Raw genomic sequence first — 22,686 nt, forward strand, 5'->3', positions numbered from 1 at the left:
TTTAAGAAGACGAATTGGGCGGCCAAGGCCGCCACTCAGATTAGAAACTATGGCTGTATTGCAGGTAGTAGTAACGACCAATAGGACTATGTACGGCCCCAAAGTGACCATAGGCCTCGTCCGCCAACGGCGCTTCACGATCAAACAGGTTTTTCACCCCAACAGATAAACTACTGCCATCCAGACCAAACTCGCGCAGTTGCACGCTGGAAAACAGGTTGACGCGATACCAGTCTTCGATTCGCCAATAGCGGATCTCATCATCCACCGTGATAGACGCGCTGGTTTCATCAAAGGCTGAGACATACTCCAGAGTCGCTCCCGCTCGCCAGTTCCCCTGCTTCCATTTCAAGGTGGAGTTAACCTTCCATTGCGGTTTGCCATCGATGCCTGCTAGCTCACCCAGATTGTCCACCGGCAGTCCCATGGTAAAGAGTTGCTGCGCTTCGCTGCCCGGTAGTTGCTCAAAACTGATCAAACGGGCGGCATTCAAGCTGTAGCCAAAAGAACCCAGAGAAGTCTGCCAATCGTAGTTCAGGGCAAAGTCCATACCGCTGATAGTGCGGGTATCCAAATTCTGATAAGGATCATAAACGCGAATAATCGCCCCAGCCGGGGTAATAGAAGTGCCAGCATACAGCTCCAGCAATTCTTCGCTGGGTGCTTCACGCTCCACATTGGGATTGCTGCTACCTTGCTGGCGATAGAACAAATCCAGCGCTACCTGGTTACTGCCACTTAGTACTCCTACCACGCCTTCCTGCTTGATTTTCCAGTAGTCTGCCGTGATAACCAGCCCATCCAATGGGGTGAATACCAGACCATAGCTGACACTGGTGGAGTCCTCAGGTTTAAGATCTGACGCGGTACGGACGTTCTCAACGTTACTGCCGCCGCAGTTGGAAAAATCGCCCTGAATAATGCCTTTTTCCAGCTCTGCGGCACATTTTACGTAGTCAACGGTGCTGTTGATGCGTGCCACCCCGGAGTCGTTAACCTGCACCAGGTTTGGTGCGCGAAAGCCTTCAGACCAGGCACCTCTCAACATCAGGCTGTCATTTAGCGCCCAGGATGCCGCGACCCTGGGTGTCAGGGCACTGCCCACATCAGACAGGTTCTCGTAGCGGGCAGCTAATTGCAGTTGAATGTCCTGCATCAGCGGGATCTGCATATTGGGCGAAACCAACGGTAAATGCATTTCCACAAACGCCGACCACACATCGCGATCACCCGAAGTGTCATTGGTAGGGCTGTTACCTAATGAATCACTTTGGGAGTACTCACCTGTAATGGCATCAATAAAAGGTGATGTACCATCCAAGCTGTCATCACGGTCATCTTTAAAGGCCTCGCGGCGCCATTCAACGCCGGTGGCAAACCCCAGCGGTCCGGCCGGCAACGAATACAGCTGGTTGTTGGATAAACGAAAGTCAGCAAGGGCCAGGCTGGTGGTGCCTTTTTTACGCACGTCGGCCTGAATACTTCTAATCACATGCTCAGGGTTAGGGGTCAAATCGCTTACTGATACACCTTCCCCATTACCTGCACCGTTAAAAGGGTTGTAGGCATCTTCGGTATCCAGTGATAAAGCTTGCTGGAACTTGGTGCTGGACACGCCGTTTTTAGTCAAATCGTCGCTAACCGCGCGTGAATATAGAATCGCCGAGTCGTAATCCCAGTTATCCCAGTTACCCCGGGTGCCGAGTAAGGCTCTATATGTGAGGTTCTTCACTATGCCACGACGCTGACCGGCATCCAGAATGCGATAATCACGCAGGATAAGATCCAAGCCCTCATCAGGTAGCTGTACTCCCTCAACCCGATTCGGATTTAATCTGCCATCGGCGAAGTACTTGGGACCAAAGGGGTTCCAGTAGTTGTGTGCCGGGATCACCATACGGGCCGTACTGAGTACCCGCGACGATTCACTGAGGCGGTCAGTTTTACCGTAATACACCCCAAGCTCGCCAAAAAGCTCCTGTTTATCGCTTAGGTCATAGCTGAACACAGAAAACAGATTAGCCCGCTCACGATCCGAGTAAAGCTGGCGGTTGGCGTCGATATCGTAGTAAAGGTTGCGATCGTCGGTGGAAGACAGAAAACCATCGTCTACACACAGACCGTCCCCCAGCGCCAGTAAACAGCCCTTGTTGCCAACGGGCTGCACATGGAAACGTCCTGACGAGTTGGTGATAGCCGTGCCATTATCAAGCAGGATCTTGCCCGGCTTCAGCATGTCAAAGTAAGCAAAGCCACCAATAGAAGAGCGGTTATCGAAGGACGTGTTGCCTTCAAAGTCGGTTCCCGCTAACAGCGGCTCACGGTTAGAAGAGGCACCTTGTGGCAGGTTAGTCGCAGGCACGGCATTGCGATGGTCATAGTCGGCAAACACAGAAAAATGCCCGCGCCCTTGGCTAAAATCGCTACCGGCATTGATGCGAAACGTACTGTCACGACGTTCCAAATCGGGCGCTTCACCGTAGCGGGCGGTCACTTTTAACCCATCAAAATCATCCACCATCAGGGTATTGACCACCCCGGCTACCGCATCAGCGCCGTATAACGCCGACGCGCCGTCACGCATTACTTCCACGGCTCGCACACCGGCCGTGGGTATGGCGTTCATATTCGGTGTGACGGCTGGCACCAGGTTCTCAGTCTGAAAGCCCGGATGCATCACCATACGACGGCCATTGATCAGCATCAGGGTGTTGCCAGTGCCCACCGAGCGCAGGTTCAGCGAAGCAACATCGCCCCTGGCGGTATTGACACCACCAGCAGTGGCAGATTCATTAAAATTGACATCGCCGTTTTGCGGCAGCATGCGAAGTAAATCCATGCCATCCTGTACCCCTGCAATGTCCAATTCGTCACGACCGAGTAGCGTCATAGGCAAAGTGTCAGCCATCCGCGCGCCTTTAATATGCGAGCCCAAGGCAACCACTTCTTCCAGGCTGTCATCTTGTACTGGCTTATTTGTTGATTTACGGCTGGTTTTCTGAGGCTTTTGCATAATTACGATGGCGCCGTTCTTATCTTCCACGGCCTGCAAAGAAGTGTGCGCCAAGGCCTTTTTCAGCGCGGCCAGTACAGAAGTCTGTTCACGCACAGCTTGTACCTGAATCTGCTTTGTCTGATCTGCCGGGGCAATAATCACCAGATCAAACTGTCTGGACAAGGTGGCAATAACCGACTCCAGGCTTTGAGCCTCAAAACTGATAGCCGTAGTCGCTTGCTGAGCCTGTGTGGACGTGCTCAGGGCCAGACTGACGGCCAACAAAGCAGGTTTAATACGAAAGCGCATGGATTCCCCTTTAAGTTAGTTTTTCGCCGAGTTTTTTGCGGCGTTCATGGGGATGACGAATAACCCGCGGCGGTTTTCCAGCAGCAGCTTAAGTTTCACAAAAGTTTCATATACTCAGCCAAATCACACCCTGGGCATCTTTGTGCCAATGAATGTTATGGCTTAGTTGCAGGGCGTCGAGCATCTGCTCCAGTTGGTCAAGGCGAAAGGCTGCCGTCAGGCGCTGTGAAGCCAAGGTGGGATGACTGAGTTTCAAGGTCACATTGCTATAACGGTTTAGTACATTGATTACATCCTCCAGCGTACTATCTTGGAAATTGAATCTTTGCTGACGCCAATTGGCAAACTGGCTGTCAGGCAGAAACTGCACGGGTGACATTCCCTGCTTATCCAACATCACTGCCTGGTTGTTGGTAAGTAACTGAACCTGATGATTCTGGCTAACTTCCACTAGCCCATGGGCAACACCTACTGTGATTTGCTCAGCCCGTTGCTGCACATCAAACAAGGTCCCAAGTACGCGAATGTGGCTATTTTTTACTGTCACTATAAAAGGTCTTGTCTCATCAGGACTGACATCAAATTCCGCATCTCCTTTTTGCAGCCAGACCTGGCGGTCGGTATCGGACAGATTCACCTGAGCCAGACTGTCGCCGCCTAAGGTCAGCGAAGATCCGTCGTCCAGCCTGAATGTCTGGATTTGACCTTTTTCTGTGTGTAGTTGAAGGATGTCTGGCTCAACCTGCCAAACCGGGACCAGTAAAACTGCCAATAAGGCCATGCAGGCCGCCAGCCATGCATACCTTGCATACCTGGGCTTACGAGCCTGAAGTCTGACACTAAGTGCATCGGCAACGGTTTCCGTGTACGTAGTTTGGCGCCACAGCAATTCAGCTTCCCGGTAGTGCTGCTGATGGCGGCTATCCTGCTGCAGCCAGGCTCTAAATTCCTGCCACTGCTGCTCGCTGGCCTGACCCGAATGCAGCAATACTAACCAGTGCCGCGCTTGTTGCTTTATAGGGTGCTGGGTTTTCACAAATACTCTCTTTGCTGCAGTTCATATTGCTGACGACCCTCTTCCCAGGCCTGCAGTATGGTCTGTATTGTGGTGTGCGCGCGTTCGATATTGCGGCTGATATCCGCCATGGAATAGCCCGTACGAGCGGCAATCTGCTGATAGGTTTCACCGCGCAAACGGCTTGCCACAATCAGGTCCCGTTGCTTAGCTGGTAAACTGGCAACGGCCCGTTCAATCACCAGCATCTTCTCGCCCTGTAAATAACTGGATTCAACACAACTTTCATTCAGCGGTGCCAAGCCTACTTCGACAAAAATATCGTCAATTAGCTGCTCCTGACGGGTTTGCAGACGGTGTGCATCAATAATCAGGTTACGGGCGATAGTGTAAACAAAGGCTTTGGGGTTATCCGGCGGTTGAGTAAGCTGCGTTTCGGCATATCGCATAAAGGCTTGTTGGGCGATATCTTCAGGATCCGGCGGGCCATTACCGAATTTAGCTCGAAGCAAACCACACAGCTCCTGCCAATAACTTCGATAAAATTTAGTTAAAAATGCCTGTTTCATCCCGACTGATCGCAACATCCCGACCTGGGGTTGGCATCATAGGGGCTGGCAATGACAGTTTTGTTACAGTTAGCTCAACAACAGGATTTTAGCGCCGAGTTAGTCCTGAATAGCCGCAAGCCATTGTTTTAGCGATCCTGCCAGTAGCTCTCTACTGGCATCGTCCAGATTGCCAAGCAGTTTGCGTAAGGTTTGCATATGCAGCGGGAAGACTGCTTCGATGACGTTTTTACCCTTTTCGGTTAACTGTACTTTGACACTGCGCCGGTCTTCCTGACTATGGGCCCTGGCAATAAGGCCTTTTTGTTCGAGTTTGTCCAAGCGGTTAGTCATAGCGCCTGAGCTAAGCAGCATCGACTGATGTAACTGCGAAGGCGTAAGGCAATGCGGGGCCCCTGTTCGCCTCAGGGTAGCCAGCACATCAAATTCGCCGTATTTCAGATCAAATGCCTCATGACATTTCCCTACTTCCGCTTCAATGGTTTTCATCAGACGAAACATACGACCAATCACCTTCATCGGCAGCAGATCACCTTCAATTCCTTCAGTTCGCCACTGGTGGGCAAATACATCAAGGTCGTCGTCATCTGCTTGTTTGACTGTGATAGGCATGGAAGGCACTCATCTATTTTTATCTTTATATAAAGATACTTTACCCAGACCGACTAACTCAGTAAACTCCTTTTATCTTCACATAAAGATACTTTAGTTAGAGATATATTTCCCATGCATACCAACCAAGCAACAGCGTCACCTCCTGCACCACCGGCCTTGCTGTTTATCACTATCCTGTTGATCGCGCTGAATCTGCGCCCGGTGCTGGCCTCTATCGGCCCTTTGCTGGATGCCATGAAGCAGGATCTGAGCATCAGTTATGCCACAGCCGCTATGCTGACCACCTTGCCTGTAGCAGCTATGGGTGCTGCTTGCTTTTTTGGTTTTGCCATTGCTGCACGCTTTGGTATGCGTCGTACCATCAGCTTTTCTTTACTGGTGCTGGCACTGGCCACTGGCTTGCGCTTTTTTGTAGACTCCTCTGCCAGCCTCATCCTGTCAGCCCTCGCGGCAGGGTTAGGCATTGCGTTAATTCAATGTCTGGTACCGGCCATTATTAAAGGCAACTACCCCACACGCATCGCGGCCATGATGGGATTTTATATTACTGCGATTATGGCAGGTGCCAGTCTGGGTTCTGCGGTCTCCCCCTGGTTTGCCAGTTTCAGTGCCTGGCGGGGTGGACTGGGTAACTGGGTATGGTTGGCTGTCGCGGCACTGATACTTTGGGCTGTATTTAGCCGCCGCTGGTATTTACCAGCACAATCAGTGTCCAAACACGAAAGTACAGGTTTTTGGCAGTACAGCCGTGCCTGGCAATTGGCGATGATGTTTGGTCTTGGCACGGCGGCTTTTGTCTGCGTGCTGGCCTGGCTCGCCCCCTATGCCATGGAAAATGGTATGAACGCCCAGCAAGGTGGCTTGCTCATGGGTTATATGACCTTGATGGAAGTCGTGGCCGGTTTATTGTTTCCAGCCTTGGCAGGACGCAGCAATGATCGTCGTCTGGTATTGATAAGCCTGTGTTTACTGCAAGCAATAGGCTTCTTCGGCTTGATGCTGGCCCCCCATATCAGTTTGTGGTTCTGGGCCACACTTTTAGGTCTGGGGGTGGGCGGTATGTTTCCTATGGTGATGATTGTCACCATGGATCATCAGGAAGATCCGATCATGGCTGGCAAGCTGGCAGCCTTTGTACAGGGTATTGGCTATCTGGTGGCCAGTATCGCGCCCTGGGTAGCCGGTATTATTCGTGACCAGTTAGCCAGTTTTGATATGGCCTGGCTGATGCTGGCGGTGGGTGCGTTAGTTTTATTGCTGCTCTCTTTGAGCCTGACACCAAGCAGCTACGCAAAAGCCTTTTCTCCAGCGCTGCGCCCCTGCACGCAAGCCTGAGAACCTTTCAATATGAAACTTGCCCCCTCAGTATTTATTGAGGGGGATGAGTAAATAACCAGTCCAGCGCACTGATCGCCACAGTAGGAAAGGCCACCTCATGGGTGGCATCAGGGACTATCATCAATCTCACATCAAGATGGCTAAACCGCCAGGGTGCCAACTGGCTTTTCAGACTGATGGCGTCACCGACCACATCATGGGCGATATTACTGCCAAGGGGCGTTTCCTTCTCGCCCACCCCAATAAAAATTTTTGCTTTGGGATTTTGCTGGCGGTCAGCCCATGCAGAAACCTGATTGAGCAAGGCCTTATCGTCATACCACAGCGATGGGCTGCCAAGCACATAATGTTCAAATAATGTCGGCCGGTTGAGTAAAACATACAGGCCAAACAAGCCGCCGAGGGAATTCCCCATAAAGGTACGTTGTTGTGCGGTGGTTCTGAACCTGGACTCAACAAAAGGGATCACCCTTTCAGCCAGAAAGTTAAGATGACGCTCAGCGCCGCCGGTTTCCAGCTTCCAATCCGCGGCTTGGGTTGGGGTAAAATCCCGCACCCGGCTGGCGTTGCCACTGATCCCTTGCTGCCAGCTTATAGCCACCAATACCGCCTGCTGCATTTTGTTGCTGTTCATCGGGAAATGCGTTGCGCCTGCCACTAAGGGGAAGCTATAGGGTGCATCGAGCATATAAATCACCGGGTAACGACGGCTGAATTGCTCAGGCTTATAGTAGCTGGCGGGCAGCTTAATGGAGATATCGTACAGTCGCCCACCATCGTCTAGGGTTAATACCTCGGTATTTGCCATGCGATACTCGCCAGCCTGCACGGATGACAGCATCAGCAACGCCGTTAAGGTCAACAAGCCCAGTGTGTGTCTGACGGTTATCTTCACAGCAGAGTTCCTTACAATTGCCATCGCCCAAATGCGCTCAACTCACCCTCGCCATCATATAGGCATCCACATATTGCCCCTGGCGAAACGCGTAGTTTTTCATGGTTCCCTCAACCTCAAAATCAAAGGACCTATATAAACCAATGGCTGCATCATTGTCGGTGTAGACTTCCAGTTCCACTCGGGTGATTGCCAGCCAGTCATTTGCCAATTCAAGCGCAGCCCGGATTAATTGCTTACCAATTCCCTGCCCTTGGCTGGACTCGCAGACCGCCATACCCAGTCTGGCCACATGGCGTCGTCTGGGATGGTCACACTGGCTGAGGAACAATTGCCCAACCACCTTCTGCTCTTTTTCCGCCACCAGGCTATAGCTGTTTTCAGGTAACTGGGTTAATCGCGCCTGCCAATAATCCGCACTACGAAACGGCAACTGCAAGGTACCGCTATAACAGCCCGGTTGCTGATATATGGCCTGAATGGCAGCGAAGTCATCCTTTACACTATGTCTAATCCTGATCATCTGGTTACCTTATCCTTACATCCTATCCCTTGGATAATAACCAAGAAGTCAGACTTGAAAAACTATTAACCTGTTGAATATCTTGTTTATTCCCAGCATCGTCCAAGTTCAGCCAGCAGGCATCCAGGCCAGCTTCCAGCGCCCCAATGATATCCTTTTGCAGATTGTCTCCGACCATCAGAATCTGCTCTGGTGAGCAGTTAAGCTTTTTAACTATCTGCTGAAAATAGGCGCTGGCGGGCTTTTCTACCTGCAACTGTTTAAAACAAAATATCTCGCTTAGATGCGTATCCAGTCCTACACGCGCCAGCGCGCGGCGAATTTCCGCTGCATCTGAATCTTTGGCATTGGTGGCCAGATGACAAACATAGTGCTTCGACAGCACTTGCAGTGCCTGCACGGCTCCCGGCATCGCCTCAACCTTTGGCCAATTGGCCATAGGACCTATCTGACCAGGAAGGTCGCGCATCAGGGTATCGCCCCAGTCAAATAAAATATGCCGATAGTGAATAGGCGTGGTTGTCATGGTTTTACTACTTTAGGTTCAATCACTGGCTTACCATCAGGGTCAAACAACGGATTGGGCCGACCTTTGCCGGTTAATTTGGCGGTAAGCAACCGGCGGAAAATTCTCATCAACAAACGCCACTGTGTTCCTCGGCCTTCTTTGCCCGTTGGCGGCGTAGAGATGGCAAAGCGCCCGTGCACATAGCCACGAACCGGTCCTTGCACTTTGTTCAAATCCTGGTCTGAGCGGACAAAACTATGTATTAGTCCAATAAAAGGCAATGAGCCGGATACGGTATTGCCTATGGGGGTATTGCAGCAATTGCAATACCAGCGAATCAGTCCTTTATCACTAAGTTTGAGGCAGCGAAGCTGCTCCTGCCCCTGAGATATGGTTAACTGACAGGGCGCCAACTGATAAATATCTGTGCCGCCCCACTCATCCAATACGTCATCTCGACCCAGTTGCCTGGCAAATGCCTGACAATCGTCACAATAGCAAACCAAACGGGTGCCACCATCCGGGCCGGTATTTGCAGCCTGGCCTTGCACCTTCCCACACCGACAGCTTAATTCCATATTTTGCATAACGATCCTCTTTTACTGGCCTGTAAACATTGTTGTGGTACAAATACCCAACGGTGCTTTTTGAGCATATCGCATTAAAACAAATGCAAAGGTATATTAACCATCCTTTTACCTCTGTCAGGGAATGAAAATGAAAAAAAAAATACCCTTCTGTTTTTCACTATTAACTGCTGCTTTACTGGTTGCTTGTAATCCAGCGACACCGCCAGCACAAACCCAAGTTACCGAGCAGGCCAGCCCCAGTGTGCAGGCACCGGTAGCTGAGAAAATTGCCCATGAAATGACCATTCACGGTGACACCCGCATTGATAACTACTATTGGATGCGTGACGACAAACGTGAAGATCCCAAGGTGTTAGCTCACCTGGAAGCCGAAAACCAATACGCAGACGCACTTTTGGCAGACACTAAGCCTCTTCAGACGCAGTTGTTTGAAGAAATGAAAAGCCGGATAAAGAAAGACGACGACTCGGTTCCCACCCGCTCAGGTCAGTATTATTACTCCTCAGAAATGCGCGGTGACAATGAATATCCGGTGTATGTACGCAGCAGCGATTTTGTGGGTACCAACAAGCAAGAGCTGCTGGATGCCAACAAACTGGCTGAGGGCCATGAGTATTACAATCTGGGCGGGTTAAGCGCCAGCCCGAACGACAAACTGCTGGCCTATGCCGAAGATACCCTGAGCCGGAGAATTTACACTATTAAGTTCAAAGACTTGGAAACCGGTGAACTGTTGAGTGACGAGTTGCAGGGCACATCCGGAACCACCTTGTGGGCCAATGACAATAAAACCGTCTACTACATCAAAAAAGATCCACAGACCCTGCTAGGCTACCAAGTATTCCGTCATACACTTGGCACCCCCCAGGCGCAAGACGAATTGGTTTATGAGGAAACCGACAACACCTTTTACACCGGTATCAGCAAAAGCAAAGACCATAGCCTGATTTATATCCACCACTCGGCCACCGAAACCTCAGGGGTATCACTGATTGATGCCAACCAGGCAGATGCCAAGCCGATTGCCTTTGTACCCCGCGAAGCGGGTCTGGAATATGAAATTGCCAAACTGGGTGACACCTTCTATGTGTTGACCAACCTGGATGCCATCAACTTCCGTTTAATGAAAGTGGCGGCCGACCAATTAGGCGATAAGCGTAAATGGCAAGACGTTATTGCCCATCGTCCAGACGTTCAATTACAGGGCTTTGAGCTGTTTAATGACCACCTGGTATATCAGCAGCGCCAAAATGGCCTGTCAGAAATTTTTGTACAAAAGCTGTCTGGCGGACCGGCACATAAACTGAATTTTAATGACAACGCCTATATGGCTCGCATGTACGGCAATAACGAGCTGGATAACCCGTCATTGAGGGTGTATTACACCAGCATGACCACACCAGGTACGCATTATGATGTGGATCTGAACAGCTTTGCCTTAACCCAGTTAAAACAACAACCTGTGCTGGGCGACTTTGACGCGGCCAACTATGCGTCAGAACGCTTATTCGTTGAAGCCCGCGATGGAGCCAAGGTACCTGTGACCCTGGTGTATCGCAAAGACAAGTTCAAAAAGGACGGCACCAACCCGCTCTATCAGTATGGCTACGGTTCCTATGGTGCAACCATGGACCCAGGCTTTTCCAGCAATCGTCTGAGTCTGCTGGATCGCGGTGTGGTGTACGCCATTGCCCACATCCGTGGCTCACAGATGCTGGGACGCCCCTGGTATGAAGACGGCAAAAAGCTTACCAAGAAAAACACCTTTAATGACTTTATTGATGTGACCAAAGCCTTGGTGGCTCAAGGTTACGGTCATAAAGACAAAGTTGTGGCTGCCGGTGGCAGTGCCGGTGGTTTGCTAATGGGAGCGGTAATAAACCAGGCGCCAGAGCTTTACTTAGGGGTTGCGGCTCACGTGCCATTCGTGGATGTAATCACCACCATGCTAGATGAAAGCATTCCGCTGACGACTAATGAATATGATGAGTGGGGTAACCCCAACGACAAGACCTATTATGACTATATGCTGTCTTACTCACCCTATGATCAGGTAAAAGCCCAAGCCTACCCTAACCTTCTGGTGACCACCGGCTTGCACGACTCCCAGGTTCAATATTTTGAGCCAGCTAAATGGGTGGCCAAGCTGCGTGAGATGAAAACCGACAGCAATATGCTGGTGTTCAAAACCGATATGGAAGCCGGTCACGGCGGTGCCTCTGGACGCTTTAAGCGCCTGCACGATACGGCGCTGGAATACGCCTTCTTCCTGAATTTGCTGGATAAGTAACTATCAGCTCTTATGCCGCTCAGCTAATTTATCGTTGAGCGGCAATCAGCTTAAAATCTAAATCCCCTGATACCGCATCGCCACATCACAACGTTCATAGGCTGCGCCGAAACGTTGCATAATCTCTTCACTATGCGCAAAGCCGTTTTTTTCATACAAGTGAATAGCGGCCTGACACTTTTTATTGGTCAGCAGAAACAAACAGGACATCTTCATTTGCTTGGCCTGGGCGATAACATATTGTAGTAATGGCTCCCCTACCTTCAACCCTCTGGCATTGGCTGTGACGCCCATTTTGGTGAGCTCATACACGCCCTCCTCCTTTTTAAGTAAGGCGCAGGTACCGACCACACCTAACTGTGGATGACGAGCGAACCAAATTTTGCCGCCTGGCTTAATGACATAGTGGTAAGGGTCGGTGAGCATAGCGGTATCGGCTGCTTCCATACTGAACATATCCTCAATCCATTGCTGGTTAATACTCAGAAAATACTTAGCCAATTCATCGCTGTAAGGTAGAAATTCGATTTCAGTTGGCATCTTTTCGCTCCATTACCCGTTGATACAAGGATTGTTTCTGCATGGCCTGTTCCAGCGTTTGCAGCGCCTGATAGAAGTTATTCTCAAAATCGGTACAAAGAGATTTCGCCGCGGCGTCCACATCCCGCCACATGGGCTGCATATACTCAACCTGCGCCAGTCCCTCCTCGGTGAGACCGATGACCTTACGTCTGGAATCCAGCTCACAACTAGTCAGTGCAATATAACCTTGTGCGGTAAGCTGTCGGCAAAACTGGCTGATCGCCGGTTGGCTTAGTCCCAACGCATTGGCAGCATCCACCACACTGGTCGGCCCCTGGCGGTAAATCAGCGCCAGCAGGGTAAACCAACGGGGCTGGGCTTCTACTCCATAGGCTTTATACACAGCCGCCGCATCGGCCAGCATGCGTTCACTTAAGCGCTTTAGCCGGCTACCCAGGGCCAGCTCGGCCAGATCATCTAAAAAATCCTGTTGCATTGACTTCCTCCCAAACAACATAAACATTTATATAATCACTTATGCTTATTGACAAGAAAAAAGTCGCAACAAAAATAGGATGAACCAGCCAGTGCTATGGTTTGGGGAACTTTTGTACAAATAATGCGCGCAATTGCTGAGCGACTGTATCCAGCGGGGCCAGGCTTTTCTCCGCCCGACACAAAATAATGCTGCCTTCCAAAGCCGATATACTCAGAATCGCCAGACTTCTGGCCTCCTGCTCTGCCAAGCCATGTCCCATTAGCATGGCTGCCAAGGTGGCCTGCCAGTGTTTAAATGCTTCACCTGCGGCCTGTATACCGGCTTTGGCGTCATCATTGGCCGGCTCTTCCATAACCACCGCCAGTAGCGGACAGCCGGCATTAAATTCATCCTGCAGCAGACGGACACGCCACCTGGCCAGAAAGTCATCCAGCCCTTGTACGGGATCCTCAGCAAAGACTTTTTGCAGAAAACCACTAATTGACTGCTGCGTCCATTCAATCGCCTCCTGCACCATTTGGGTTTTGCCGCCTGGAAAGTAATGATAAGTAGAGCCTAATGGGGTATTGGCAAACTTGGCCAGCTCTCGCACGCTAGTGGCGTTTAAGCCTCGACGACGAATCATATCGGCAGTAGCCGCAACTAAACGTTGGCGCGTATCGTTGGCCGTTTTAACCATAAACAAACCTCTTTCTATTACAGTCGTTATAGACTATCTTTAAGGCATTATAACAGTCGATATAATATCGACCAGGGGCATTATACGGAGCCTAACATGCACCCCAAACCAGAATCACGTCAGATCAGTGCCTTAGATGGATTTTCCCTTTCTAGCACCCACTATAGTGCCGAGGGTGAAGGCGAAGGAAATCTGCTTATCGCCGGTGCCACCGGTGTACCGCAACGTTTTTATCAGCGAATTGCTTTGTATGCCGCCAGTCAGGGATTAAATGTGATGACGCTGGACTACCGCGGCATAGGGCTTTCCCGCCCTGCCAGGCTAAAAGGCTTTAAGATGCATTATCTTGATTGGGCCAGGCTGGATTTGGCTGCCGCGGTTGCGTTGTTAGCCAAACAAGACTTGCCTCTGTATGTGTTGGGACACTCATTTGGCGGGCACGCCTTTGGCTTACTACCCAATCATCATAATGTCAGCCGATTTGCCGTATGTGGCACGGGCGCCGGATGGCACGGCTGGATGCCATGGCGGGAAAGCTTGAAAGTGCGAATGATGTGGCACCTGGTTCTGCCTGTGCTAACCCGAATAAAAGGTTACTCGCCCTGGTCCAAACTTGGTATCGGCGAAGACTTACCCCAAGACGTATTTTATCAGTGGCGAGCATGGTGCCAGTATCCGCACTACTTCTTCGACAACCCGGATACTCAGGACTTGCTGGACTGCTACCTTAAGGTGCGCACCCCCAGCTTATTTATTAATGCCACCGATGACCTCTGGGCTATGCCTGCATCAAGGGATGCCTTTATCCGCGCCTATGCCAACGCACCTATCCATACTCTGGATATCGAATCGCAAGGCGCGCCCATAGGTCATATGGGCTATTTTCGCGCCCACCATCAAGATTTATGGCAACCTATAGTGCAGTGGCTTAAACAAGGCAGCCCGGCGTCCATTGCTGCATCACACTTACAGCAATATGCGCCAGGAGAATTCAATAAAGCGCAGTTATTGCTGCCCAATCTGGCTTTGTAGGCTCAGATCAGCCTGCTTTGCTGGCAAACAATGCGCGCTTATCTTCGGCAGATAAAAACGCCGCTTGTACGCCATTACGTTGCACTTGCTCTAACTGTTCGCGGTTAAGGCCGATAATTTCACTGGCTACCCGATATTCATTTTCCAGGTTGATGTTCGACACAGCCGGATCGTCAGTGTTGAGGGTGACGCAAATGCCTTTATCTAAAAACACCGGAATGGGCGAGTCTTTAATCGCCTTGATAGTAGCGGTTTGATAGTTGGAGGTCGGACAGGACTCAACGGCAATATTATTGCTGGCCATATAGGCCATCAAGCGTTCATCCTGGGTTGCCGCCACACCATGACCAATACGGGTTGCGCCTAACTGCTCTATGGCATTCCAGATACTTTGCGGCCCGTCTGCTTCACCGGCATGCACAGTGATCTGCCAGCCAGCATCGCGGCCCAGATGAAAGTGCTCCAGAAATAATGCTGCGGGAAAGCCCAGTTCATCACCGGCCAAATCCAGTGCACATATTTTATCTTTATGGGCCAGTAACGCCTGTAACTCGGCCATACAAGTTTGAGCGCCGAAGGTGCGGCTTAAAATGCCAATCAGGTTGGCTTTGATACCAAATTTCTCACTACCGGCACGCACGCCGTCAATCACCGCTTCCACTACATCAGCCATAGGCAGATTGTGGTTCATGGCCATGTAATACGGTGAGAAACGTAGCTCTACGTAATCCAGCCCGGACTCGTGGGCATCTTCCATATTTTCCATGGCCACCCGGTAGCAGGCATCCAGATCAGCCAATACCGATACGCCGTAATCGAGCTTTTCCAAAAAGGCCAACAGATCGCTGGTTTGATCCTGAATTTGCGTAAGTGGCACTAGGGCTTCAAAACTATTTACCGGTAGCTTGATCTGATGCTGTTGCGCCAGATCCCAAATGGTACGGGGACGGATATTGCCGTCCAAGTGACGGTGCAAATCAACCAAGGGCAGATGGGGGTTTATTATCATTAGCAGTTCCCGTGAGCTGAAGGGTTGTCAGTAGTATAAACGCCATTGGACAGGATAACCCCATACTGGGGATCTGTTTGCTTAAATCCTAAGCGGCAGTAACACCATGTGCGAAAGATAATCAGCCCCTTGGTTAATAAATTCGTATAATGCCGCCTTTGACAATCAGCGGGTTTACCCATGAATACACTGCTTCCCCAGGCCTTTATTGACAAGATGGCTGCCTTGTTACCCTCCCAGCAGGAGCTGGATGCCTTTGTCAGCATTTGCCATCAAAGCCTGCGCAAGAGTATCCGGGTTAATCAGCTGAAAATTTCTGTCAGTGAGTTTAAGCAAAGAATGCAGGCGCAAGGCTGGCAACTCACCCCCATTCCCTGGTGTGAAACCGGCTTTTGGCTGACTCGGCCTGAAGAGCAGGAAAGCACGCCACTGGGTAATACCGCCGAGCATTTGGCCGGGCTTTTCTATATTCAGGAAGCCAGCTCCATGCTTCCCCCTGTGGCGCTGTTTGCGAAGCTAAATACACCCGAGCGGGTGCTGGATATGGCCGCAGCGCCTGGTTCAAAAACCACCCAAATCAGCGCATTAATGAGTAATCAGGGCTTACTGGTAGCCAATGAACTGTCATCCAGCCGTTTGAAAGTGCTGTCAGCCACCATACAACGGCTGGGAGCAGCTAATGTAGCCATGAGTCATTTTGATGGCGAGGTTTTTGGCCAGTGGTTGCCAGAAACCTTTGATGCCATTTTGCTGGACGCCCCCTGCGGCGGTGAAGGTACAGTACGAAAAGATCCCCAGGCCATGCAGAATTGGTCTGAACAAGCGCTGCAGGATATCTCCGCAGTGCAAAAACGTTTAATTGACAGTGCCTTTTTGGCACTTAAACCCGGCGGTACCTTGGTGTACTCCACCTGCACCCTAAGCCCGGAAGAAAATCAGCAGGTAGTGCAGTGGCTGCTCGAGCAATATGATGAGGCGGTCAGTGTGGAATCCCTGGCGGACTTATTCGCTGGCGCCGAACAGGTAGTTACCCCACAAGGCTATCTACATGTGTGGCCGCAGCGCTTTGACAGCGAAGGGTTCTTTGTTGCCAGGCTAACCAAGCATCACTCTGTCGGCGCCCCTGAGAGTAATAAAAAAGCCGGAAACTTCCCCTATCAGCCGGCATCTCGTAAGGAACAGGCAACACTTGGCGACTATCTGGCCAAGCAGTTTGCCCTGCCCTTTCCCGCAGGCTTTAGCCTGTATGTACGGGATAAGGACTATTGGCTGTTCCCTGACGCCTTTGTGGAGCTTATCGGGCGTTTTCGCTTTGACCGCATTGGGCTAAAACTGGCCACAGCGCATAAACAGGGTTTCCGATTAACCCATGAGGCGGCACTGGCTCTGACACCGTCAGCTAACAGTCCGATAGTGAATCTGAACCTTTCGCAATTAGCTGAGTTTTATCAAGGCAAAGATCTGTTCTGCGACGCCCTGCCGCAAGGGGAACTGCTGGTTTGTCTGGATGGTCATCCGGTCGGCCTTGGCAAAGGCATAGGTCAGAAACTGAAAAACTCCCTGCCCCGCGAACTGGTCAGAGACGGGCTGAGCTTATAAACACAGCCCCAAAGACGATGCAATCAAACTAAGAAAGGTTACGGAACCCGACCTGAAAAGCCTGTGGATAAGCCCTGCACAAGCTGTGACCAAGCTGATGACAACGTTGCCATAAATTTTCTCTAAAATTTTGATTTAAATAGACAAAATAAATGATGAAAAAATTTGTTTATAAATTCAGCAGCGGTGTTCTACAATTATCGTCCGGCTTGAAAATTTTGTATGACACTTCTCCATTTTCCAAGCCTTGAGTTAGCGCACGGCTCTTGAAAGAGCCATTCCCCTAAGCCCAGAGCCCTCCCCGGGTCTCTGGGTCTTTTTTTATCTGAAACTCAATCTTCCAGTGCTGCCAGTTCCATCAAGTAACGTTTACCGTTTTGCACATAATGGGCAGCAGAGGCTTCCAGATTGGCACATTGTTCATCGGTTAAAGTTCGCACTATCTTAGCGGGGCTGCCCAATACCAAGCTGCGATCCGGGATCTGCATATTCTCAGTCACCAAGGCATTGGCGCCAATCAGACAATAACGACCGATAGTGGCACCATTTAGCACCACGGCATTAATCCCAATCAGGCTGTAATCTCCCACCGTGCAGCCATGCAGCATGACCTTATGGCCGACGGTAACACCTTTGCCGAGTGTCAGGGGGTAGCCCATATCGGTGTGCAATACGCTGCCATCCTGCACATTGGTATCCGGGCCAATAGTGATCAGTTCGTTATCGCCGCGCATGACCACGTTAAACCACACAGATGCCTGCTCTTCGATGGCGATATCGCCGATAATCTGCGCATCGGGCGCAATAAACACATCGCGCGCCACCCTGGGAGCCTTACCGCCAACTCTGTATCTCATATCAATCCCCGATTTTTCGCATCAGGCCTTCCTGCATGGTGGATGCCACCAACTGACCGTCACGGTTAAATATCTGCCCACGCACCAGGCCACGAGCATTACCTGAGAAAGGGCTCTCCATACAATAAAGCAGCCAATCGTCAATACGAAATGGCCGGTGGAACCACATGGCGTGATCAATGGTCGCCATCCGCACACCACGATTCATAATCGACATACCGTGGGGCTGCAATGCTGTGACTAGAAAATAATAGTCAGAAGCATAGGCCAGCGTAGTTTGGTGCTCATTTAAGTCATCGCTCAAAGGGCTGCTGGTTTTCATCCATACATAACGCATAGGCTCCATGACTTCGGGTGCCATGGGGTTAATAGCTTGCACCGTACGCATATCAATGGGTCTGTGATAAGCCAGTTTTTCCACCATGCTGGCAGGCAACTTATCCAACACATTTTCATAATAACGGATATCTGGCTGCAAACTGTCAGGCTCAGGTACCTTAGGCATCTCACCATGCTGGTGACTTAAGCCTTCTTCAGGGGACTGGAAAGACACCGTCATAAAAAAGATGGTCTTGCCACCTTGGATAGCTTTAACCCTGCGAGTACAAAAGCTGCGCCCATCACGGATATTTTCCACATCATAGACCACAGGGTTGTGGGCATCACCGGGCAACAGAAAGTAGCAATGATATGAATGCGCCACCCTGCCCGCTTCCACCGTTTGCTGCGCCGCTGCCAGCGCTTGACCCATTACCTGTCCGCCAAACAGGGCACGAAAGCCAAGATCCCAGCTTAGGCCGCGATACAAACCTTCTTCCAGTTTTTCCAGGGTCAGCAGTTCGGTGAGTTTAATATCATTCATGCTCTTTACATCAACTCTTCAGCAAGGGGTTACGAGGGTAAAACTTATCGGCCGCCGCGACAATATGATCAAAAAAGCGCGTATCTTTATAAGGTAATTTCATAAAGCCGGAAATACCCAATCCTTCAATGAGTGGGATCTGCTCAATTAACCTGGCCAGTAACTGTTTAAATTCATCTTCGCGGGCGTGATCAAGCAAAGTGTAGTAGCTATGCACTTTTAAGTGAGTCGGCAAAGCTTCAAAAATAATACAGCCGGTGTGGTGAATATCGTTAAGCTGTTCAATGATGGCACGGATACTGGTAGGCAGTTTCAGCAGCTCATCCGGGTCTTCACCGTCTTCAAAGTAAGAGTGCATGCGGCTTTGCGCTTCGGTGACCGAGATCTTACTGATCTCATAGGGAATACGCATATCAGGGGCGGGAACAAACGCTTGCTGCTCATCGCTGCGCTCCAGATGCAAGGTATCTCGAGCATTGAACATACAACTTTTAAACACCCCGACCCGATGGATAGCACGAGCCAAAGTCACCACGTTATTCACGGAGATTTCAAAGGAGCGTTTCATAGAAGGGTCATACAGATTCAGGCTTGAATCTATATAGATACCCTCGGGGTGCCAGCGCACCGCCAAGCCGCCCACCACCGGATAGCGGCCCAGCCGGCTTACCGCAGCAATAAAAGCCTTTTCGGTTTCGCCCATGCCTTGCATGTAGTTTTTATAATAACGCTCAAACTGCTCATCATTCAGATAACGCAGTTCATCTTCCACCGATTCGGCGCGCAAAAACGACTTACGTGAGCTGTAGACCACAGTATCGATAGGCTTACTGGCTTTGTGAGTCCAGCACGGGATAACCGGCTGGTATTCCACCTCTTCCGGACCACTGAAGACCAGATTGCGCATAAAACGCATATTGCGCAGAAAGTAATCGCCGCCCCTTCTGCGCTCACTCGGGTCGTCACTCATCATAGCGGTTAAGGTATGCGCCAGCTCGCGGGGCAAGCCTAAGGAGTTTGGCGTAATTACATGCCGGCCAAAACGACTGGACTGTCCGGACGCCAGTGCATACAAGGTGCTGGCTACCCCCTGCTCGTCAAACCTGGGGCTGGATAACGCGCCGTCGAGCTGTTCATCACCAATAAAATACACATCCCCCAACCTGGCATTAGTTTGCTGCAGGTCGCTGGACATCAAATCCATCACATTGTTGCCCACATGCTGCCCAGCACCATCCAATTGGGCGAACACCGACGAGCCCCAGTCAATTAGCGCGACCCTTTCGGTTTGCGGATCAAACACCAGATTAGACGGCTTGATATCCCCATGCACTATGGGCTTTATTTGATGTGGTTGGCCGTGTTCACGCAAGGCCTTAAGAATATCCGCCAATTGCACCGCAATGCGCACAATTAGACGCGCAGACAAGGGTCCCACCCGCAGCGATACTTGCTCTAAATCCTGCCCTTGCGCCCTTTCCATGACCAAAATGGCCTGCTTTTTAATACGCTGGAACTCTTCCAATTGCGGTACGCTGGGATGCTCAACTTGGCTGAGCATAAAAGCTTCTTCTTCCAGACGATCCTGGACATGCTGGGGTAGATTGATACGGGAAAACTTAAACACCAACTGGCGTTGACGCTCGTCTACGCCGGCAAAGGCAAAACCGAACGCGCCTTTACCTATGAGTTCAATATCCCGGTAGCCAAGCAGTTCAAGCTGCTCTGTACACAGGGCTATCCAGTCTTTGAGCTTTTGCGCATCCTGATGAGACAGCAGATAAATGGACTGCTCATCAGGAATGTAAAAGTGCTTAAGCTTGGAGTCTGGCAATGACACCGCTTATTCGCTCCTGGCCAACCAATTCAGTTGATAGGATGCGCCGGGCCAGTCTTTAAGTGTGTCAAGCAGTTCCGGCATTAACGCCTCTAACTGCGTATCGAATTGCCAGGGCGGATTTATCACCAACATACCCGAGCCATACATCCCCACATCCTGCTCCTGAGGGTGCAGTTTTAACTGGATATCCAGCACATCGGCACCTTGAATAGCTGCCAGTGCCTTGGTCATTTTTTCACTACGATCGCGACTTTTTGCCAGCAGCGGATACCAAATGGCAAAGATGCCGGTTTTCCATCGTTTGTACGATTCTTTAACGGCACTGACCAGCTCCTGATAGTCGGCTTCCAGCTCGTAGGAAGGATCAATCAGCACCAGTCCCCGGGCCGGTTTGGGTGGACTCATGGCCACCAGCCCCTCAAAACCGTTACGGTGGTGAGTATGCGTATTGCGCACACCTTTAAAGTTAGCTCGCAGGTTTTGCACTTCATTATTGTGCCATTCCATTAACTGCAGGCTGTCCTGGCTGCGGCACAAGCGACGAGCCAGCTCAGGGGAGCCTGGATAGCGGTTATCGCGACGATATTCGTCCACCAACTTGATGTAGCTGCGCAGATTGCTGTCCTGGCAGTTGGCGTCCAACAAGCGGTCAATACCGTCTTTATACTCGCCGGTTTTCTGCGCCTGGGCGCTGGTCAGATCGTAAAGACCCGCGCCACTGTGGGTATCAATATAAACAAAGGCTTTATCTTTCTCGGCCAGCTTATTAAGTAGCAGCATCTGACAAAGGTGTTTAAGCACATCGGCGTGATTACCGGCATGATAGCCGTGGCGGTAACTGAACAACGGGGTATTCCTGAAAAGACAAACTGGCGTAAGTGTAAGGGATTTAAGGCAGATGCAGCAAAGCAATCTGCCCGGTCGAGGTGAAAAACCCTTTAACTACCAGGCAAAACGGGCACTGGTTCCTGTGCTGTTCCGGCCAATGCATTGAAATGCTCGGCCAGGGTAAAACACAGCTCTATGTACAAAATCGCCTGGGCAGAACCAACTTCAAAATCCACCGCATGCGCCACTTTGTTACGTAGCCGGCGCAATTCATCAAAGAGTTTGCCTTTTTTGGTATCAATCAACTTGCCTCTGATCAACAAGTCCTGAAGTAACTTGTATCTGGTGCTGATATTCAGGTCAACCTGTGGTTGATGGATTCTGACCAAACGTTCAGCCGCATCGTCTACCACGGCCCAGGATTCCAGAATCGCGGCATTTGGCAGATTATCCGCCGATGCAATAAGCAGGGTTTTCTGATCCTGCTTCAGTTCAGGAAAAGCACCTACCGCCTGCTCTGACACGGCTTTAAGTTCGCGGCCAAACTCCAACTCCAGTTCCTTGTATTTGAGCTTTTTCATCAAAGGAACAAGTTGCGTTAAGGGCTTTCGTAGCAGACTTACCACAAACAGCACCACCAGAGGCCATACCAACTTGTCCAACAAGTCGACAATAAACTGCATCCAATCCATAGGTTTCTCTTTCCTGCCGGGTTTGCCCCAGCGCATTGATGAACACCAAGAGTACCGAATCCAGCAACCCGAATGCAATCCACTCTTAAAACCAGCCCAATGCATGTTCAGCAAGCTGGCAAGCCACTTGCTTTGTTACAGCGATATACAAAGCGTTATCAATGATAAGGAGATCAGCATGCACGTCAGTCAAATAAGACAGCCCTCGCCTATTTTTGCAGCCCAGCAATCTGGCAGTACAGCACATTCAGGACAGACAACCAGCTCTGCTAGCGCTGACCAGGTCAGTATCAGTGCCGCGGGCAAAGAGTTGCAGCAAAGCTGGCAATCTCTGGCCGACGGCTATGATGTCCGCAATATCTCGCAAAACGAACTGCATGCACTGTCGGATGCCTTGTATCAGGGTGGTTTTATCGGTCGTGGCGAACATCTGGTATTAGGTGCTCCCCGCTCCATGCATGCGGCACCGGATACTAAGTACGATTTGCTGGGCGAAATGCAACAGAGTTTTGGTCGCTTTGCTCAGGGAATGACTACAGAGGAAAAACACAACTACCAGGGTGCGATAGATATTCTGCGCGATCTGGCCAGCAGCCGGCGTAGTTAGCCAGAATTAGACG

The 22,686-nt window shown here is 50.7% G+C and carries 22 protein-coding genes; 5 read left to right on the top strand and 17 right to left on the bottom strand.

Annotated features, from left to right (window positions below):
• Positions 1 to 40 precede the first annotated feature (40 nt).
• The 4 genes from KJY73_RS16080 to KJY73_RS16095 all read right to left on the bottom strand — a co-directional run bounded on the left by KJY73_RS16080 (position 41) and on the right by KJY73_RS16095 (position 5,500).
• Positions 41 to 3,304 (bottom strand): TonB-dependent receptor, encoded by a 3,264-nt coding sequence (locus tag KJY73_RS16080; protein WP_214344766.1) that lies wholly within the window; start codon positions 3,302 to 3,304, stop codon positions 41 to 43.
• Between the two features lie 106 nt (positions 3,305 to 3,410).
• Positions 3,411 to 4,340, bottom strand: a complete 930-nt coding sequence (locus KJY73_RS16085) for a FecR family protein (protein ID WP_214344767.1) — start codon at positions 4,338 to 4,340, stop codon at positions 3,411 to 3,413.
• On the bottom strand, positions 4,337 to 4,888 hold the full coding sequence (locus KJY73_RS16090) for an RNA polymerase sigma factor (protein ID WP_214344768.1): 552 nt from the start codon (positions 4,886 to 4,888) through the stop codon (positions 4,337 to 4,339). The genes KJY73_RS16085 and KJY73_RS16090 overlap by 4 nt, the downstream gene beginning before the upstream one ends.
• Before the next feature lie 99 nt (positions 4,889 to 4,987).
• Positions 4,988 to 5,500 carry a MarR family winged helix-turn-helix transcriptional regulator gene (locus tag KJY73_RS16095; RefSeq protein ID WP_214344769.1) on the bottom strand — a complete coding sequence of 171 codons (513 nt, stop codon included), beginning with the start codon at positions 5,498 to 5,500 and terminating at the stop codon, positions 4,988 to 4,990.
• A 114-nt stretch (positions 5,501 to 5,614) separates the two neighbouring features.
• Here KJY73_RS16095 and KJY73_RS16100 point away from each other — a divergent pair, with 114 nt between their 5' ends.
• The gene (locus tag KJY73_RS16100; RefSeq protein WP_214344770.1) at positions 5,615 to 6,838 is read left to right on the top strand and encodes a cyanate transporter; all 1,224 of its coding nucleotides are present in this window, start codon (positions 5,615 to 5,617) and stop codon (positions 6,836 to 6,838) included.
• Positions 6,839 to 6,872: 34 nt separating this feature from the next.
• Here KJY73_RS16100 and KJY73_RS16105 read toward each other — a convergent pair whose 3' ends face one another.
• The 4 genes from KJY73_RS16105 to KJY73_RS16120 are packed head-to-tail and all read right to left on the bottom strand — an operon-like array spanning position 6,873 to position 9,354.
• A complete protein-coding gene (locus tag KJY73_RS16105; protein WP_214344771.1) occupies positions 6,873 to 7,736 on the bottom strand; it encodes an alpha/beta hydrolase in 864 nt (287 codons plus the stop codon).
• Positions 7,737 to 7,773: 37 nt separating this feature from the next.
• Positions 7,774 to 8,259, bottom strand: a complete 486-nt coding sequence (locus tag KJY73_RS16110) for a GNAT family N-acetyltransferase (RefSeq protein WP_214344772.1) — start codon at positions 8,257 to 8,259, stop codon at positions 7,774 to 7,776.
• Positions 8,260 to 8,281: 22 nt separating this feature from the next.
• Complete coding sequence (locus KJY73_RS16115) at positions 8,282 to 8,785, bottom strand: HAD family hydrolase (protein WP_214344773.1); 504 nt, start codon at positions 8,783 to 8,785, stop codon at positions 8,282 to 8,284.
• Positions 8,782 to 9,354: a DUF6151 family protein gene (locus tag KJY73_RS16120; RefSeq protein ID WP_214344774.1), complete on the bottom strand. Its 573-nt coding sequence runs from the start codon at positions 9,352 to 9,354 to the stop codon at positions 8,782 to 8,784. The genes KJY73_RS16115 and KJY73_RS16120 overlap by 4 nt, the downstream gene beginning before the upstream one ends.
• A gap of 130 nt (positions 9,355 to 9,484) precedes the next feature.
• Between KJY73_RS16120 and KJY73_RS16125 the strand changes: the two genes are divergently transcribed.
• The gene (locus KJY73_RS16125) at positions 9,485 to 11,647 is read left to right on the top strand and encodes a S9 family peptidase (RefSeq protein WP_214344775.1); all 2,163 of its coding nucleotides are present in this window, start codon (positions 9,485 to 9,487) and stop codon (positions 11,645 to 11,647) included.
• A gap of 57 nt (positions 11,648 to 11,704) precedes the next feature.
• On the opposite strand, the gene KJY73_RS16130 is transcribed toward KJY73_RS16125, so the two are convergent.
• From KJY73_RS16130 to KJY73_RS16140, 3 genes are all read right to left on the bottom strand, one after another.
• On the bottom strand, positions 11,705 to 12,187 hold the full coding sequence (locus tag KJY73_RS16130; RefSeq protein WP_232848705.1) for a GNAT family N-acetyltransferase: 483 nt from the start codon (positions 12,185 to 12,187) through the stop codon (positions 11,705 to 11,707).
• Positions 12,177 to 12,665 (bottom strand): MarR family winged helix-turn-helix transcriptional regulator, encoded by a 489-nt coding sequence (locus tag KJY73_RS16135; RefSeq protein ID WP_214344776.1) that lies wholly within the window; start codon positions 12,663 to 12,665, stop codon positions 12,177 to 12,179. Before KJY73_RS16135 ends, KJY73_RS16130 begins: the two co-directional genes overlap by 11 nt.
• 94 nt (positions 12,666 to 12,759) lie before the next feature.
• The gene (locus KJY73_RS16140; RefSeq protein ID WP_214344777.1) at positions 12,760 to 13,347 is read right to left on the bottom strand and encodes a TetR/AcrR family transcriptional regulator; all 588 of its coding nucleotides are present in this window, start codon (positions 13,345 to 13,347) and stop codon (positions 12,760 to 12,762) included.
• Positions 13,348 to 13,443: 96 nt separating this feature from the next.
• Between KJY73_RS16140 and KJY73_RS16145 the strand changes: the two genes are divergently transcribed.
• Positions 13,444 to 14,379 (top strand): alpha/beta hydrolase family protein, encoded by a 936-nt coding sequence (locus tag KJY73_RS16145; protein ID WP_214344778.1) that lies wholly within the window; start codon positions 13,444 to 13,446, stop codon positions 14,377 to 14,379.
• A gap of 7 nt (positions 14,380 to 14,386) precedes the next feature.
• On the opposite strand, the gene add is transcribed toward KJY73_RS16145, so the two are convergent.
• Positions 14,387 to 15,385, bottom strand: coding sequence for an adenosine deaminase (gene add, locus KJY73_RS16150; protein WP_214345299.1), 999 nt, complete (start codon positions 15,383 to 15,385; stop codon positions 14,387 to 14,389).
• A 183-nt stretch (positions 15,386 to 15,568) separates the two neighbouring features.
• Between add and rsmF the strand changes: the two genes are divergently transcribed.
• A complete protein-coding gene (gene rsmF / locus KJY73_RS16155) occupies positions 15,569 to 16,987 on the top strand; it encodes a 16S rRNA (cytosine(1407)-C(5))-methyltransferase RsmF (RefSeq protein ID WP_214344779.1) in 1,419 nt (472 codons plus the stop codon).
• 332 nt (positions 16,988 to 17,319) lie between these two features.
• Here rsmF and KJY73_RS16160 read toward each other — a convergent pair whose 3' ends face one another.
• The 5 genes from KJY73_RS16160 to KJY73_RS16180 form a co-directional block, all read right to left on the bottom strand.
• Positions 17,320 to 17,844 carry a gamma carbonic anhydrase family protein gene (locus KJY73_RS16160; RefSeq protein ID WP_206595076.1) on the bottom strand — a complete coding sequence of 175 codons (525 nt, stop codon included), beginning with the start codon at positions 17,842 to 17,844 and terminating at the stop codon, positions 17,320 to 17,322.
• Between the two features lies 1 nt (position 17,845).
• Complete coding sequence (gene tesB / locus KJY73_RS16165; RefSeq protein ID WP_214344780.1) at positions 17,846 to 18,706, bottom strand: acyl-CoA thioesterase II; 861 nt, start codon at positions 18,704 to 18,706, stop codon at positions 17,846 to 17,848.
• 10 nt (positions 18,707 to 18,716) lie between these two features.
• Entirely contained in the window at positions 18,717 to 20,540 is a 1,824-nt protein-coding gene (locus KJY73_RS16170) for a protein kinase domain-containing protein (RefSeq protein ID WP_214345300.1), read from the bottom strand.
• 9 nt (positions 20,541 to 20,549) lie between these two features.
• Positions 20,550 to 21,392: a 23S rRNA (adenine(2030)-N(6))-methyltransferase RlmJ gene (locus KJY73_RS16175; protein WP_214344781.1), complete on the bottom strand. Its 843-nt coding sequence runs from the start codon at positions 21,390 to 21,392 to the stop codon at positions 20,550 to 20,552.
• A 92-nt stretch (positions 21,393 to 21,484) separates the two neighbouring features.
• Complete coding sequence (locus tag KJY73_RS16180; protein ID WP_214344782.1) at positions 21,485 to 22,066, bottom strand: hypothetical protein; 582 nt, start codon at positions 22,064 to 22,066, stop codon at positions 21,485 to 21,487.
• Positions 22,067 to 22,244: 178 nt separating this feature from the next.
• Here KJY73_RS16180 and KJY73_RS16185 point away from each other — a divergent pair, with 178 nt between their 5' ends.
• Positions 22,245 to 22,673, top strand: coding sequence for a hypothetical protein (locus tag KJY73_RS16185; protein WP_214344783.1), 429 nt, complete (start codon positions 22,245 to 22,247; stop codon positions 22,671 to 22,673).
• Positions 22,674 to 22,686 lie beyond the last annotated feature (13 nt).

It is taken from the genome of Bowmanella yangjiangensis (assembly GCF_018531185.1).
GTDB lineage: Bacteria > Pseudomonadota > Gammaproteobacteria > Enterobacterales > Alteromonadaceae > Bowmanella > Bowmanella yangjiangensis.